Genomic DNA, 13,554 nt, shown 5'->3' on the forward strand with positions numbered 1-13,554 from the left:
TACCCGGACGTCGTGGGGTCACGACCGGGCATGGGTGGGGACCGTCGAAGGGCAGGCCGCGGGGATCGGCACACCATCGGTGCGGTGGAGTGTGGCATGTACAATGGCATACTTCACATTGCGGCGGAAGACGTTGAACGGAACCAAGTCCTCAACTTCCGGAGCACCGTGACGCCGGGCCCGAACCGTCACCCCGACCGGCGCAACTCCCCACCCGGACAGGCGGGTACGGCAGGTCCGGGCGTATCACCGCGAGCGTGCCGGAGCGCCACCGCCCGACCACGACGGGTGCCCCGCCCTCCCCCCGTCCTCCCCTCCCCGGCCCTCCCCTCCCCCGCCCGCTCAGCGGGTGACGGTCACCACCAGGGCGCTCAGCGGGCCCTCGATCGGCCCGGTGCCGAAACGGTCGGCGAGCGCCGCCTCGACCGCCCCGGTCACCTCGTCCAGGGAGCGCCCGGGCCGCGCCTCGATCTCGGTGCGCAGCGGGGTGCCCTGACAGAGGGCCACCGCCGCGTCCCGGGCCGCCCCGGCACGGCTTCGCTCGGCGACGGTCTCGATCTGCGGCGGGGTCGTGAACCCTCCGGCCGCGAGGTCGCGCGCGATCAGGGCGGCATCGTGGTAGGCGAACGGGACCCGGCTCATGAAGTCCGGCGGGTCCGCGGGGAAGACCTCCGCGACCGCGGCCTCCGCGACGGCGGTGAACCCGTTCGCCCCGATGGCGTCCCAGACGTTGAACAGCAGGACGCCGCCGGGCCGCAGCACCCGGAGCGCCTCGCCGAAGGCACGCGGCCGGTCGGGGAAGAACATCACCCCGAACTGGCACACCACCGCGTCGCAGGAACCGTCCGGGAACGGCAGCGCCGTCGCGTCCGCCTCGACCCAGCGCACCGGGCGGTCGGGCACCACTGCCCGGGCGCGGTCGAGCATCGGCCCGCTGAGGTCGGTCGCCGTGATCGAAGTCTCCGGGGGCAGCTCCGCGGCCAGCTCCCGGGTGACCGCACCGGTTCCGGCGGCGGTCTCGATCACGTCCCGGGGCCGTCGCCCGGCCAGGCGCCGCGCCAGGTCCCGGGCATAGGGGCGGAACAACAGCGGGACCAAGTACCGCTCGTAGACATCCGGGATCGCGCCCTCGAAGGACATGACGCCGTACCTCCCGTCGCACCCGGCGGGCCCCGGCCGGACCAGCCTCCCCGGCCCGCCACCGGACCGTGGACCGGGCCCGGTACTGCGAGTCTGGCACGCTCCCTCCCTCCCGGCCCGTCCGCGCTCCCGCCCCCCTGCTCCGCTGCTCCCGCTTCTGCTCCCGCTCCTGCTCCTGCTCCGGTTCCCGCTCCTGCTCCTCCCGCCGGGCCGACCGGGAGAAACGGAACCAGAATGGGGTGTGGCCGCCGATTCCGCCGGGAGCAGGAGGCACCCGTGAAGGATCTCGAGTTCACCCAGAAGCGCACCCTGTCGCGCGCCGAGGCCGCCGATCAGCTGGAAGCCCTCGCGGCCGCGCTCAGGCGCGGCGGCCAGGCCGAGCTGGAACTCGGACCGGGCCGGCTCACCCTGCGGATCCCCGACGAGCTCGCCGTCGAGATCGAGGTCGAGCTGGAGGACGGCAAGGTCGAGCTGGAGGTCGAACTGACCTGGCACACCGGATCCCCCGAGCACTGACGCCCGGCCCGGGTGGCCGCCCGGCCGCTCGGGCCGGGAGGGCCGCCGCGGCCGACGCGCCGGTCGCTCCGACCCTCCGGTCAGGGGGCCTCCGCCTCCAGCCTGCGCCGGGCGGCGAGGAGTTCCTCGCGCGCCTGCGCGTCGAGCGAGGGGTACCGCGGGTCGATCCCGATCAGCGTGTGTGCGAGCACGGCGGCCGCGCAGATGCGGGCGAACCACTTGCGGTCGGCCGGCACCACGTACCAGGGCGCCCACGGCGTACTGGTGGCCGACAGCATCTCCGAGAAGGCCTCCTGGTAGTCGTCCCAGTGCTCGCGCTCACGGACGTCGGCCGCGGAGAACTTCCAGTTCTTCTCCGGCCGGTCGATCCGCTTCAGGAAACGCAGGCGCTGTTCCTCCTTGGAGAGGTTCAGGAAGACCTTCACCACCTTGATGCCGTTGTCGGTGAGGTAGCGCTCCCAGTCGTTGATCTCCCGGTAGCGGCGCTGCCACACGTCCGGGCCCTTCGCCTCCCCCGGCAGCTTCTGGCGGTCGAGGTTCTCCGGATGGACCCGCACGACGAGGACCTCCTCGTAGTGCGAGCGGTTGAAGACGCCGATCTCGCCGCGCGCCGGCAGCCGCCGCGCGTACCGCCACAGGTAGTCGTGGTCGAGTTCCTCGGCGGACGGCACCTTGAAGCTGCTCACCCGGACACCCTGCGGGTTCACGCCGCTCATGACGTGGCGGATCGTCCCGTCCTTGCCGCCGGCGTCGATCGCCTGGAGGCAGAACAGCACGCCGTAGGTGTCCTGGGCGGCCAGTCGCGCCTGGTGGTCGGCCAGCAGCGACACCCCGGTGCGGAGCAGTTCGACGCTCTCGCTCTTCTTCAGGCCCGCCTTGTACCGGGGGTCGAAGTCCTCCGTGAGGTCCACCGTCGACCCCGGCTTCACCCGCAGTGGCTCGATGAACTCCGCGACGCGTTCGGCCGCACGTCCCTCCGACATCGCCCGCACCGGTTCCTTTCGCAGTCCGCCGGTCGCTCCGTCCGCACGGCCGGGTGGGCCCGGGCGGCCGGCGAGGGCCGACGGGGGCCGGAGCCGTCCGTGGAGGGAGTGCCGTCTGCCACGCTGCGGCCGCCCGGTGGCCGCGTCAATCCGTCCTCGGCCGTCCGGGGCGGGCTGCCGCCGGGAGTCGGGGCCCGGAGGGCCGCAGGGGCCGGTTCCGGTGGTCCGGGCCGCCCCGGTCGCCCGTCCGACGGCCGTGCGTGGCGGCGGCCGGTGCCCGGGACGACGATGGGGCTTCGGACATTCCCGTGCGATCGGAGACCATGATGGCGACCCTGACGGTCTGGCGTTTCCCCACCGCGACCGGGGCGGACGAAGCCCTCGACACCCTGCAGAAGCTCCAGCGGCAGGAACTGATCAAGGTCGAGGACGGCGCCGTGGTCAGCTGGCCGGACGGCGCCAGGAAGCCCCGGACCCGCCACCTGGGCGACCTCGTCGGAATGGGCGCCGTGGGCGGCGCGTTCTGGGGCTTCATCCTCGGGCTGATCTTCTTCGTACCGCTGCTCGGCGCGGCGCTGGGCGCGGCCGGAGGTGCGCTCGGGGGACACCTCGCGCACGTCGGTATCGACGACGACTTCGTGCGGCAGGTGCGGGAGAAGGTCACCCCGGGCACCTCGGCGCTGTTCGTGCTCAGCTCGGACGCGGTGGTGGACCGGGTGCGGGCGGAGTTCACCGGCCGGCAGGCCGAGCTCCTGGAGACGAACCTCTCGGCGGAGGAGGAGGCCCGGCTGCGGGAGGCGTTCACCGAGGGCGAGTGATCGGCCCGCCGGAGGGGCCGGCCCCGTGGACCGGCCCCGTGGAGCGGTGCCGGTGGACCGGCGCGGTGTCAGTAGACCGTGATGTCCCAGTGGTTGCCCTCGTTGCAGTAGAGGTTGCCGGAGGCGGCCTTCCACTGCGGGTAGCCGTCGCCGCGCAGGCCGATGTACGTGAAGCTGTTCTGGATGTAGCCGTCGATGCAGGAGCTGCGGGAGATGTCGACCTTGTAGCCGTTGTAGTGGCTGTAGGTGCCGGAGGCGTGGCCCACCTCGGTCCCGCCCGTGATGTTGATCGCGCAGCCGCTGGACTGCTTGAGGGTGATGATCGTGCTCACCGTGCCCGAGTTGATCTGCTCGAACGAGGTGCAGGTGGAGTTGGAGCGGGTGGTGCAGCCGCCACTGGAGCTCCAGGTGATGCCGGCGCTCCGGAACTGACCGGCCGCCGTCGCCTGCGACAGCTTGGTGCCGCTGGCACCGGCCGTGGGCGCCGAGACGGCGAGGCCGGCCAGGGCCAGGACGGTGGCCGCGGTGGCGGCGGTGGCGGCGGTACGTGGCTTCATCTGCTTCATCGGCTTCTCCTGGTGAGGATGTGGTGGACCTCGGACTCGACCGCGAATGCCGCACCAGGATGGCCCATCGCCGGTCTATGCGAGTAGATGCCGGTTTGTGAATTTCGCGTGACGGCCGGTCGTACGTCGTTCCGGCCCGGCGCGGGATCCGGCCGGGACCCGAACGGGGACGGGGCCGGGACAAGGGCCAGGGCCCGGAGAGGGCCGGGGCGCGCGGGGCGGATAATGACCGGGTCGCGGGCCCGCCGGGCCGGCGGCGGCACCGGAGAACGACGGAGAGGCAGCGGACGGATGACCCTGGAGGAGGGCCGGCGGGTCCGGTTGACGGAGGACCTCGGGATCGGCGAGGCGTTCGCCGGGGAGTCCGGGGCCCCGGCCGGGTTCCTCTCGCTGGGCGCCGGGATCGAGGGCACCGTCGAGCGGGTGGACGGCGTCCTCCCGGAGAGCCACGAGGTACGCGAGTACCAGCGGCTCAAGGCGCTGTTCGAGGACTACGGGCACACCATGCCGACGGGCAGCCGGGAGCGGCTGGAGGCCGAGATCGCCACGCTGGAGCCGGAATGGGCCGCCCACCGCGAGCGGGGCGACCGGGTGACGGTCCGGGTCCGCTGGGACAACGGCCTCGTCCTCGACGGAGCCCCCCAGGACGTCCTCGCCCCGCTGTGAGACGGGACGCCCTGCCTGGCGGTGGCGGTCGCCCGCCCGCGCGGCGGCCGCTGCGCGCGGGCGGGCCCGGTCGCTACGCGGGGAAGCCGGCGCCCTGTTCGGCGTGGACCTTCATCGCGTCGCCCAGGAACTCGACCATCCGCGGGTGGAAGGAGTTGTGGTACTCCCTCATCGCGTCGTCCTCCGCGTACAGGAGAGCCATGCCGATGTACGCCTGCCTGGTAGGGGTGTAGAAGCGGCAGATGATCGCGAAGTGCCTGCGGACGAACTCCTGGATGTGCTCGTCCTCCGGGAGGGATCCCTCCAGCCGGGCCGCGACCTCGGTGTAGAGGACGCCCCAGTCCCGATGGACCTGCTCCTTGTCCACATGCCCCCAGTTGTCCGTCTCCGAGAGGCTCCGCGCTTGCTCCGTGGCCAAGGACCGCCGACACTCGTCCGCGTACTGCTGGTCCATCGCGCCAAGGCTCATATTTCCCCATCCATGACCCGGCGGACGCCGGGGCGCCCGGCAGCCGCCGGTCGGCAGTCGGCAGTGATCCACTGTTGATCGAGTCGGAACAGTGGCACAGGCCTCGCGAGGCGGACAAGTCGTTTTCGCACCCCGCCCCGCTGCCGACCGCCGGACCGCCGAGAGAGCGTCAGGACCCCGGCGGGGAAGCGGACCCCGGCTACCGCGCGACGGGAGCGAGCGTCTCCCGCAGGCGCTTCTTGTCCGGCTTGCCCGCCGAGGTGAGCGGGATCTCGGGTACCAGGTGCAGCGCCTCGGGAGCGTAGATACGGCCCTTGCGGGTGCTGACGAAGGCGCGCACCTCCCCGAGGTCCGGTCGCCTCCCGGGCGCGGGGACCACCACGGCGTGGACGTGCTCGGTCTGCTGCGCGTCCCGCACGCCGAGGACCGCGCACTGGGCCACGTCCGGGTGGGTGAGCAGCAGTTCCTCCACCTCGGACGGGTAGACGTGGCCGCCGACCACGATGATCCGGTCCGTGCGCCGGTCGGCCAGGTAGAGGTAGCCGTCCTGGTCGAGGTGGCCGATGTCACCGGTGTGCAGCCAGCCGTCGCGCAGCACCTCGGCGGTCAGTTCGGGGCGCTTCCAGTACCCGGCCATCAGGGAGCGCGAGCGGACGTGGATGTCGCCCTGCTCCCCGCTCGGCAGCCGGGTACCGTCGGCGGAACGGATCTCCACCTCGACTCCCGGGAGGGGCCGGCCGACCGAGAGCTGTCCGCCGGGCCCGGTCCGGTCGTGGTCCTGCGGGGCGAGCACGGCGATGTTCTGCGCCTCCGACATCCCGTAACCGCCGGTCAGGATCGGGCCGAACGCCTTGATGGCCTCGCGGACCCGGGCCGGGGAGGCGACACAGCCGCCGTAACTGACGCGGTGCAGGCTGGAGAGGTCGGCAGTGGAGATCGACGGGTGGTCCAGCAGGCGGTGGAGCAGCGGCGGCAGGACCCACAGGTCGGTGATGCGCTCGCGTTCGACGGCGGCCAGTACCTCGCCGGGCTCGAAGGAGCGCTGGAGGATCACCGCTCCACCGTGGTGGAGCGTCAGATCGCTTAGCACACCGGCGAGATGGGCGATCGAGGTGGCGGCGAGGAACCGGGGAGCCGTCCCGTCCGGGCCGAACGGGACGTCGAACACCCGGCGGTAGGGGCCGTGCAGGCTGAGGATTCCCTTGGGGATGCCGGTGGTGCCGCCGGTGTGGCGGATGCCCAGGTGGTCCTGCGGGCCGATCGGCACGGCCGGGGGTTCGGCCGGCCGGTGGGCCGAGGCCGCGATCGCGTCCTCGCCGACCCCGGCCGGGCCCGGCCCCAGGGCGAGCACCGTCGGCACGTCGACCAGAGCCGTCAACTCCGCCACTTCCGCGTACCGTTCGGAATCCACGAGGAGGACGGCGGTGTCGACGCCGGCCACGATCCCGGCGAGGACGGCGGTGCTCATCCCGTCGTAGAGGTTGACCACCCGGGCACCGGCGACGCCGACGGCGTAACGGGCGGCGAGCGCCTCGGCGGTGTTGCCGGTGAGGAGGGCGACGGTGTCGCCCCGGGTGACGCCGCGGGCGACCAGCTCGTGGGCGAGCCGGTAGGCGGTGGCGGCGAACTCTCCGGCGGTGAGGGTGGCACCGTCGGCGGTGGTGACCGCCGGCCGGTCGGGGTCCCGGGCGAGGGACCGCAGGACGAGGGCGGGGGCGCTGATGAACTCCGCTTCGCTCATGGCCACTTCTTCCTGGTAGACGGCAACCACGACTCCAGGCTAGCCGGGCTGCGAGCGGCACGCCGAACCGACGCCCGGTCAGTTCCCTTCGGCGGAGCACCCCGTAAGGTCTCCGGGGGACGTGGCCGAACGGGGTCGACCGGACGGGGCGCCCGGAGGGCGTCGGGCCACGTCGGGAACGCACGATCAAGAGCACACGGCACGAACGAGACGAAGGACCGGCACGCCACATGCGACAGCGCAGTCTGCGGGATCTCCAGGTTTCGGCCATCGGCCTCGGCTGCATGGGGATGTCCGCCTTCTACGGCACGGCCGACCAGGACGAGGGCATCGCGACCGTCCGGCGGGCGCTGGACCTCGGGATCACCTTCCTCGACACGGCGCAGGTCTACGGGCCGCTCACCAACGAGTCCCTGGTCGGTGAGGCCGTCCGGGGCCACCGTGACGAGTACGTGATCGCCACCAAGTTCAACTACCGGATGGACGAAGCCGTTCCGGGCGACATGTCGACGGTGGGCCGCCAGGACGGCTCGGCCGAGCACGTCCGCAGCTCCGTCCACGGTTCGCTCGCCCGGCTCGGGACCGACCGCATCGACCTGTACTACCAGCACCGGGTCGACCCGACCGTGCCGATCGAGGAGACCGTCGGCGCGCTCGGCGAACTGGTCGCCGAGGGCAAGGTGCGCCACATCGGGCTGAGCGAGGCGAGCGCCGAGACCATCCGCCGCGCCCACGCCGTCCACCCGGTGACCGCCGTCCAGAGCGAGTACTCGCTCTGGACCCGGGACGTGGAGGCCGAGGTGCTCCCGGCGTGCCGGGAGCTCGGAATCGGCTTCGTGCCGTACTCCCCGCTCGGCCGGGGCTTCCTCGCGGGCCGCTTCAGCTCCCCCGAGGAGCTCGACCAGGACGACTTCCGCCGCACCAACCCGCGCTTCACCGACGCCAACCTCGCCGCCAACCTCCGGCTCGCCGCGAAGGTGAAGGAGATCGCAGCCGAGAAGGACGTCACCCCGGCCCAGCTGGCCATCGCCTGGGTCCTGGCCCGCGGCGAGGACCTCGTGCCGATCCCGGGCACCAAGCGCCGCAGCTATCTGGAGCAGAACGCCGGTGCGGTCGACGTCGAGCTGACCGCCGAGGACCTGGCCCGCATCGACGCCGAGCTGCCCGAGGTCGAGGGCGAGCGCTACGACGAGGACGGGATGCGCGCGGTGAACCGCTGAACCGCCGCCGGGGCACCGCCGCCGACCGGACCGGCACCACCGGCCACGCCGTCCGTTCGACGCCGCCACGAGGGTCGGCTCCACCCGGTCGGATCACTTGACGAATCACTTGACGAACAGTCAGGACAGCCCTAGGTTTCCCGCAGCATGCGGCCACCTGCTCGACATACTCGGTGACAGGGGCGGGGGCAGGGTGTGCGACGAAGACCCGCCGAGCTCGTACCCGCGCCCCGCCCCGTCACGGAGGAGCTCCCCCATGCGCCGATCGAACCGCAGGTCGTCCCTGCTCGTGGCACCGGCCCTGACCGCCGTCCTGCTCGCGCTCGTCCCCGGGCCCGCCCACGCCGTCGGCCCCGCTCCCCTCGCCGACGACTTCTACGTCGACCCCGGCTCCGGACCGCAGTTGTGGGTCAACGCCAACCGCGGCGACGGGCGCGCCCCCGCGATCCAGTCCTCGATCGCCGACGTGCCGCTGGCACGCTGGTTCGGCAACTGGAGCGGCGCCGTCGGCACGGCCACCGCGGCCTACACCCGCGCGGCCGCCGCCGCCGGGAAACGGCCGGTCCTGGTCGCCTACAACATCCCCGACCGGGACATCTGCGCGGGACAGTCCGGCGGCGGGGCGGGCAGCGCCGCCGAGTACCGGAGCTGGATCGGCGCGTTCGCCGCCGGGATCGGCAGCCGGCCCGCGCTGGTCGTCCTCGAACCCGACTCGCTCGGCGACGAGAGCTGCATGTCCCCGGCCCAGATCGCCGCCCGCAACGGGCTGTTGAACGACGCCCTCGCGCAGTTCAGGGCCAAGGCGCCGAACGCCTGGGTCTACCTGGACGCCGGCAACCCCGGCTGGCTGAGCGCCGACACCATGGCCCGGCATCTGGCCGCGGCGGGGGTGGCCGGCGCCCACGGCTTCTCCCTGAACGTGTCGAACTACTTCACCACCGCGGAGAACACCGCCTACGGCAACGCCGTCAACGCCGCCCTGAGGGCGACGAAGGGCTTCAGCAAGCCGTACGTCGTCGACACCAGCCGCAACGGGAACGGCTCGGACGGCACGTGGTGCAACCCGGCGGGACGGCGGATCGGCCGGCGCCCGCAGACGGGCGGCGGCGCCGAGCTGCTGCTGTGGATCAAGGTGCCCGGCGAGTCCGACGGCAACTGCGGCGTCGGCACGGGCTCGACCGGCGGCCAGTTCCTGCCCGAGGTCGCCTACCGGATGGTCTACGGCTACTGACGTCCGTACCGCTGCGGGGCGGCACCCACGTCTTACCGTTCCCTGACGCCGCCCCGTGTCGGAGCACCGACGACCCGGGCGGCGGCTAGCGTCGACGGCATGAGAATCCTGGTCACCGGCGGTGCCGGTTTCATCGGCGTGTCCGTGGTGCGCGGCCTGGTCGCGGCCGGACACGCGGTGCGGGTCCTGGACGCCCTGCTGCCCGCGGTCCATCCGTCCGGGAGGGCACCCGCGCTGCCGCCGGGCGTCGAGTTCCGGCACGCGGACGTCCGGGACGCCGCGGCCGTCGAGGACGCGCTCGCCGGGGTGGACGCGGTCTGCCACCAGGCGGCGATGGTCGGGCTGGGACTGGACCTGGACGACGCACCGCAGTACGTCGGCTGCAACGACCTCGGCACCGCCGTGCTGCTGGCCGCCATGGCACGGACAGGCGTGCGCCGGCTGGTCCTGGCCGGATCCATGGTGGTCTACGGCGAGGGGCGCTACCGCTGCGCGCGGCACGGCGGGGTGGCACCGGGGCCGAGGCGGCCCGCCGATCTGGACGCCGGCCGGTTCGAGCCGCCCTGCCCGGTCTGCGGCGCTCCGCTGCGGCCGGACCTGGTCGCGGAGAGCGCGCCCGCCGACCCCCGCAACGTCTACGCGGTGACCAAGCTGGCCCAGGAGCAGCTGGCCGCCGCCTGGGCTCGGGCCTGCGGCGGAGCCGTCCTGACGCTGCGCTACCACAACGTGTACGGCCCCGGCATGCCGCGCGACACCCCGTACGCGGGGGTGGCCTCGCTCTTCCGGTCCGCCCTCGCCCGGGGCGAGGCGCCCCGGGTCTTCGAGGACGGCGGCCAGCGGCGGGACTTCGTCCACGTCGAGGACGTCGCGGCCGCCAACCTGGCGGCGCTGGTGGCCGTGGGAGACCGGCCGCCGGGCAGCGCCCGGGCGTACAACGTGGGCAGCGGCGAGGTGCGCACCGTCGGGGAGATGGCGGACGCGCTGGCCGCGGCCCACGGCGGCCCGGCTCCGGTGGTGACGGGCGAGTACCGGCTCGGCGACGTGCGCCACGTCACCGCCGACTCGACCCGGCTGCGGGCCGAACTGGGCTGGCGGCCGCGGGTTCCGTTCGAGCGGGGCATGACGGAGTTCGCCGCCGCACCGCTGCGGGTCTGAGGTCCTGCAGGTCTGAGGCCCTGCGGGCCCGTGGTCTCCGCGGGCCCGCGGCTTCCGCGGGCGGCCCGGGTTGGTGGGATCAGCCCCGGGCGGAGGGCAGCGCGATCTCGAAACAGCAGCCGCCGGCGACGTTGTGGACCCGGGCGCGCCCGGCGTGGGCCTCGACGATGCCACGGACGATGGCGAGGCCCAGACCGGCCCCGCTGCCACCGGCCCCGCTGCCACCGGCCTCGGGCCGGTCGGACCGCTCGCCCGGATCGGCCGGTCTGGGCGTGCGGGCCGCGGTGCCGCGCCAGCCGGTCTCGAAGACCCGGGGCAGGTCCTGGGCGGGGATGCCGCCGCAGCCGTCGGTGACGGACAGCAGTACCTCGTCCGCCTCCCGCCGCGCGGACACCGCGACCACACCGTCCTGGGGCGTCGAACGGATCGCGTTGACCAGGAGGTTGCCCAGCACCCGGGTGATCTCCCGGCTGTCCACCTCGACCGGTTCGGGCTCCACCTGCCGGCCCTCGAGCCGGACTCCGCGCTGACGGGCCAGCGCGTGGGCACCGGCCAGGGCGTCGTCGACCAGGTCGTAGACGGAGACCCGGGAGAGCGAGAGGGAGAGGGTGCCGGCCTGGATCCGGGAGAGTTCGAACAGATCGTCCACCATGCCGGTGAGCCGCTCGACCTCGGTCCGGATCCGCCGGAGGTAGCGCTCGGGCTCCTCGGCGACACCGTCCTCCAGCGCCTCGGCCATCGCCCGCAGCCCGGCCAGCGGGGTGCGCAGGTCGTGCGAGATCCAGGCGACCAGCTCCCGCCGGGACTGTTCGAGGGCCTGCTCGCGGGCCCGGGACTCGGCGAGCCGGGCGCTGGTCGCGGCGAGCTCCCCGCTGAGCTGGGCGAGCTCGCGGCCCAGCGGGTGGGCGGGCGCGGTGAAGCCGGTGTCGCTGCCGACGGTCCTGGCGGCCGCGGTCAGCGCCCGGCTGCCGGCGACCACCTGCCGTCCCAGCAGCGCGGCCGTGCACAGGGACACGACGGCGGCCATGGCGAGCACCGTTATCACGACGCCGAGGTCGTGGGCGGAGAGGAACATGGCCTGCGCGACGGCGAAGGTCCCGGAGGTGACGGCGAGCACGGTGACGACGGCGACGCAGAACAGCGAGAGCGCCATCGAGCGCCGGCGCAGCAGCCGGACGGCGGGCCAGCCGAGCAGGCCCGCTCCGCCGGCGCCGAGGGCGGCGAACAGGGCGATCAGCAGCAGGTCCTTCACGAGCGGTCCTCCTCGGCGCCCGGCGCCGGGTCGTAGCGGTAGCCGACGCCCCACACCGTGCTGATCAGCCGGGGTGCGGCGGGGTCGTCCTCGATCTTCTCGCGCAGGCGCCGCACATGGACGGTCACGGTGGAGAGGTCGCCGAAGTCCCAGCCCCAGACGCGGGCCATCAGCTCCTGCCGGGAGAACACCGTCCCCGGGTGCCGCAGGAGGAACGCCAGCAGGTCGAACTCCCGTGCAGTGAGAGACAGTTCGTTCCCCGCCCGGTGGGCGCGACGGGCCGGCCCGTCGAGGCCGATGTCCCCGGAGCGGACCGGACCGGCCGAGCCGCCGGGCGCCGGAGCCCCCGCCCGTGAGCGGCGCAGCACCGACTGGACCCGCAGGACGAGCTCGCGCGGGCTGAACGGCTTGGTGACGTAGTCGTCGGCGCCCAGCTCCAGGCCGAGGATGCGGTCGCCCTCGTCGCCTTTGGCGGTGAGCATCACGACGGGCAGTTGCGCGCCGGTGTCCTGGCCGCGCAGGCGCCGCAGCACCTCGAGGCCGTCGATGCCCGGGAGCATCAGGTCGAGGACCACCAGGTCGGGACGGTGGGCGCGGGCCAGGGCGAGCCCCTGCGGGCCGTCGGCGGCGTGGTCGACGTGGTGGCCGGCTCGGGCGAGGTAACCGGCGACGACCTCGGCCACGGTCGGGTCGTCGTCGATCACCAGGACGCGGCCGGCGGCCGGTGGTCCGGTGGTGGCGGAGGGCTCGTTCACCCCGCCGAGGATAGGTGCCCCCGCACCGGTGCGGGGGCCGCGGCAGGCTTCCGTTCGACCTCCGTAAGATCCGGCGCTCCGTCGCGACGGTGCCCCGGTGGGCCGTCGGCGCGACGTTCGACTTCCGTAAGGCTGCGGCACCGCCGCGCGGGGCCGGACGGCCCCTAGCGTGACCGGCGTGACCTCCGTAACCCCGCTCTCCCCCGGCGTCGATGTCGTCCTGCCCTGCCTCGACGAGGCGGCGGCCCTGCCCTGGGTCCTCGGGCGGATCCCGCCCGGCTGGCGGGCCGTCGTCGTGGACAACGGTTCGCGCGACGGCTCGGCCGAGCTGGCCCGCTCCCTCGGGGCGACCGTGGTCGAGGAGTCCCGGCGCGGATTCGGTGCCGCCTGCCATGCCGGGCTCCTGGCCGCCACCGCCGAGCTGGTCTGCTTCCTGGACTGCGACGGCTCCCTCGATCCCGCCCAGCTGCCCCGGGTCACCGCTCCGGTGGCCGACGGCAGCGCCGACCTCGTGCTCGGCCGCCGCCGGCCGGTGACCGTGAACGCCTGGCCCGTGCACGCCCGGCTCGCCAACACCGTGCTGGCGCACCGCCTGCGGGCCCGCACCGGCGCCCCGCTGCACGACCTGGGGCCGATGCGGGCCGCGCGGCGGGAACGCCTGCTCGCGCTCGGGCTGGGCGACCGCCGCTCCGGCTACCCGCTGGAGATGGTGCTCGCCGCCTCGGCCGCCGGCATGCGGATCACCGAGACCTCCGTCGACTACCTGCCGCGCGCCGGCCGGTCGAAGGTCACCGGCACGCTGCGCGGCACCCGGCAGGCGGTCCGCGACATGGGGGCCGTCCTGGCCGCCCCGCCGCCCACCCTGCTGGTCATCGCCAAGGCTCCCGTGCCGGGCCGGGTGAAGACCCGGCTCACCCCGGCCTGCACGCCCGAGCAGGCGGCGGCGCTGGCCGAGGCCGCACTCGTGGACACCCTGCACACCCTGGCGACCGTGCCCGCCGGGCGGCGCCTGCTGGTCCTCGACGGCGAACCGGGCCGCTGG

Annotated in this window: 13 protein-coding genes and 1 pseudogene; 7 read left to right on the forward strand and 7 right to left on the reverse strand. The window is 73.9% G+C overall.

What is annotated here, in order from left to right:
- Positions 1 to 342: 342 nt before the first annotated feature.
- Complete coding sequence (locus BLU95_RS02290; RefSeq protein WP_093858428.1) at positions 343 to 1,140, reverse strand: class I SAM-dependent methyltransferase; 798 nt, start codon at positions 1,138 to 1,140, stop codon at positions 343 to 345.
- Positions 1,141 to 1,416: 276 nt separating this feature from the next.
- Here BLU95_RS02290 and BLU95_RS02295 point away from each other — a divergent pair, with 276 nt between their 5' ends.
- Positions 1,417 to 1,656, forward strand: coding sequence for an amphi-Trp domain-containing protein (locus BLU95_RS02295; RefSeq protein ID WP_093858429.1), 240 nt, complete (start codon positions 1,417 to 1,419; stop codon positions 1,654 to 1,656).
- 80 nt (positions 1,657 to 1,736) lie between these two features.
- Here the strand turns inward: BLU95_RS02295 and BLU95_RS02300 are convergent, their stop codons facing one another.
- Entirely contained in the window at positions 1,737 to 2,639 is a 903-nt protein-coding gene (locus BLU95_RS02300; protein ID WP_093858430.1) for a polyphosphate kinase 2 family protein, read from the reverse strand.
- 308 nt (positions 2,640 to 2,947) lie between these two features.
- Here BLU95_RS02300 and BLU95_RS02305 point away from each other — a divergent pair, with 308 nt between their 5' ends.
- On the forward strand, positions 2,948 to 3,457 hold the full coding sequence (locus tag BLU95_RS02305; protein ID WP_231978214.1) for a DUF1269 domain-containing protein: 510 nt from the start codon (positions 2,948 to 2,950) through the stop codon (positions 3,455 to 3,457).
- Between the two features lie 68 nt (positions 3,458 to 3,525).
- Here the strand turns inward: BLU95_RS02305 and BLU95_RS02310 are convergent, their stop codons facing one another.
- The gene (locus BLU95_RS02310; RefSeq protein WP_093864582.1) at positions 3,526 to 4,014 is read right to left on the reverse strand and encodes a hypothetical protein; all 489 of its coding nucleotides are present in this window, start codon (positions 4,012 to 4,014) and stop codon (positions 3,526 to 3,528) included.
- A gap of 300 nt (positions 4,015 to 4,314) precedes the next feature.
- Between BLU95_RS02310 and BLU95_RS02315 the strand changes: the two genes are divergently transcribed.
- Entirely contained in the window at positions 4,315 to 4,689 is a 375-nt protein-coding gene (locus tag BLU95_RS02315) for a hypothetical protein (protein WP_093858432.1), read from the forward strand.
- A 73-nt stretch (positions 4,690 to 4,762) separates the two neighbouring features.
- On the opposite strand, the gene BLU95_RS02320 is transcribed toward BLU95_RS02315, so the two are convergent.
- On the reverse strand, positions 4,763 to 5,158 hold the full coding sequence (locus BLU95_RS02320; RefSeq protein WP_231978216.1) for a TipAS antibiotic-recognition domain-containing protein: 396 nt from the start codon (positions 5,156 to 5,158) through the stop codon (positions 4,763 to 4,765).
- Between the two features lie 199 nt (positions 5,159 to 5,357).
- Positions 5,358 to 6,899 (reverse strand): AMP-binding protein, encoded by a 1,542-nt coding sequence (locus BLU95_RS02325; RefSeq protein WP_093858433.1) that lies wholly within the window; start codon positions 6,897 to 6,899, stop codon positions 5,358 to 5,360.
- A gap of 230 nt (positions 6,900 to 7,129) precedes the next feature.
- Here BLU95_RS02325 and BLU95_RS02330 point away from each other — a divergent pair, with 230 nt between their 5' ends.
- The 3 genes from BLU95_RS02330 to BLU95_RS02340 all read left to right on the forward strand — a co-directional run bounded on the left by BLU95_RS02330 (position 7,130) and on the right by BLU95_RS02340 (position 10,505).
- The gene (locus BLU95_RS02330) at positions 7,130 to 8,119 is read left to right on the forward strand and encodes an aldo/keto reductase (RefSeq protein WP_093858434.1); all 990 of its coding nucleotides are present in this window, start codon (positions 7,130 to 7,132) and stop codon (positions 8,117 to 8,119) included.
- A gap of 256 nt (positions 8,120 to 8,375) precedes the next feature.
- The gene (locus BLU95_RS02335; protein ID WP_093858435.1) at positions 8,376 to 9,350 is read left to right on the forward strand and encodes a glycoside hydrolase family 6 protein; all 975 of its coding nucleotides are present in this window, start codon (positions 8,376 to 8,378) and stop codon (positions 9,348 to 9,350) included.
- A 99-nt stretch (positions 9,351 to 9,449) separates the two neighbouring features.
- The gene (locus tag BLU95_RS02340; protein ID WP_093858436.1) at positions 9,450 to 10,505 is read left to right on the forward strand and encodes an NAD-dependent epimerase/dehydratase family protein; all 1,056 of its coding nucleotides are present in this window, start codon (positions 9,450 to 9,452) and stop codon (positions 10,503 to 10,505) included.
- A 79-nt stretch (positions 10,506 to 10,584) separates the two neighbouring features.
- Here BLU95_RS02340 and BLU95_RS02345 read toward each other — a convergent pair whose 3' ends face one another.
- Both BLU95_RS02345 and BLU95_RS02350 read right to left on the reverse strand, forming a co-directional pair.
- Positions 10,585 to 11,757, reverse strand: a complete 1,173-nt coding sequence (locus tag BLU95_RS02345; protein ID WP_093858437.1) for a sensor histidine kinase — start codon at positions 11,755 to 11,757, stop codon at positions 10,585 to 10,587.
- Positions 11,754 to 12,512, reverse strand: coding sequence for a response regulator transcription factor (locus BLU95_RS02350; RefSeq protein WP_197698698.1), 759 nt, complete (start codon positions 12,510 to 12,512; stop codon positions 11,754 to 11,756). The genes BLU95_RS02345 and BLU95_RS02350 overlap by 4 nt, the downstream gene beginning before the upstream one ends.
- Before the next feature lie 178 nt (positions 12,513 to 12,690).
- Between BLU95_RS02350 and BLU95_RS43655 the strand changes: the two are divergent.
- A pseudogene (locus tag BLU95_RS43655) lies at positions 12,691 to 13,404 on the forward strand (glycosyltransferase family 2 protein); the annotation flags it as partial.
- Positions 13,405 to 13,554: the final 150 nt, after the last annotated feature.

It is taken from the genome of Streptomyces sp. TLI_053 (assembly GCF_900105395.1).
Lineage (GTDB): Bacteria > Actinomycetota > Actinomycetes > Streptomycetales > Streptomycetaceae > Kitasatospora.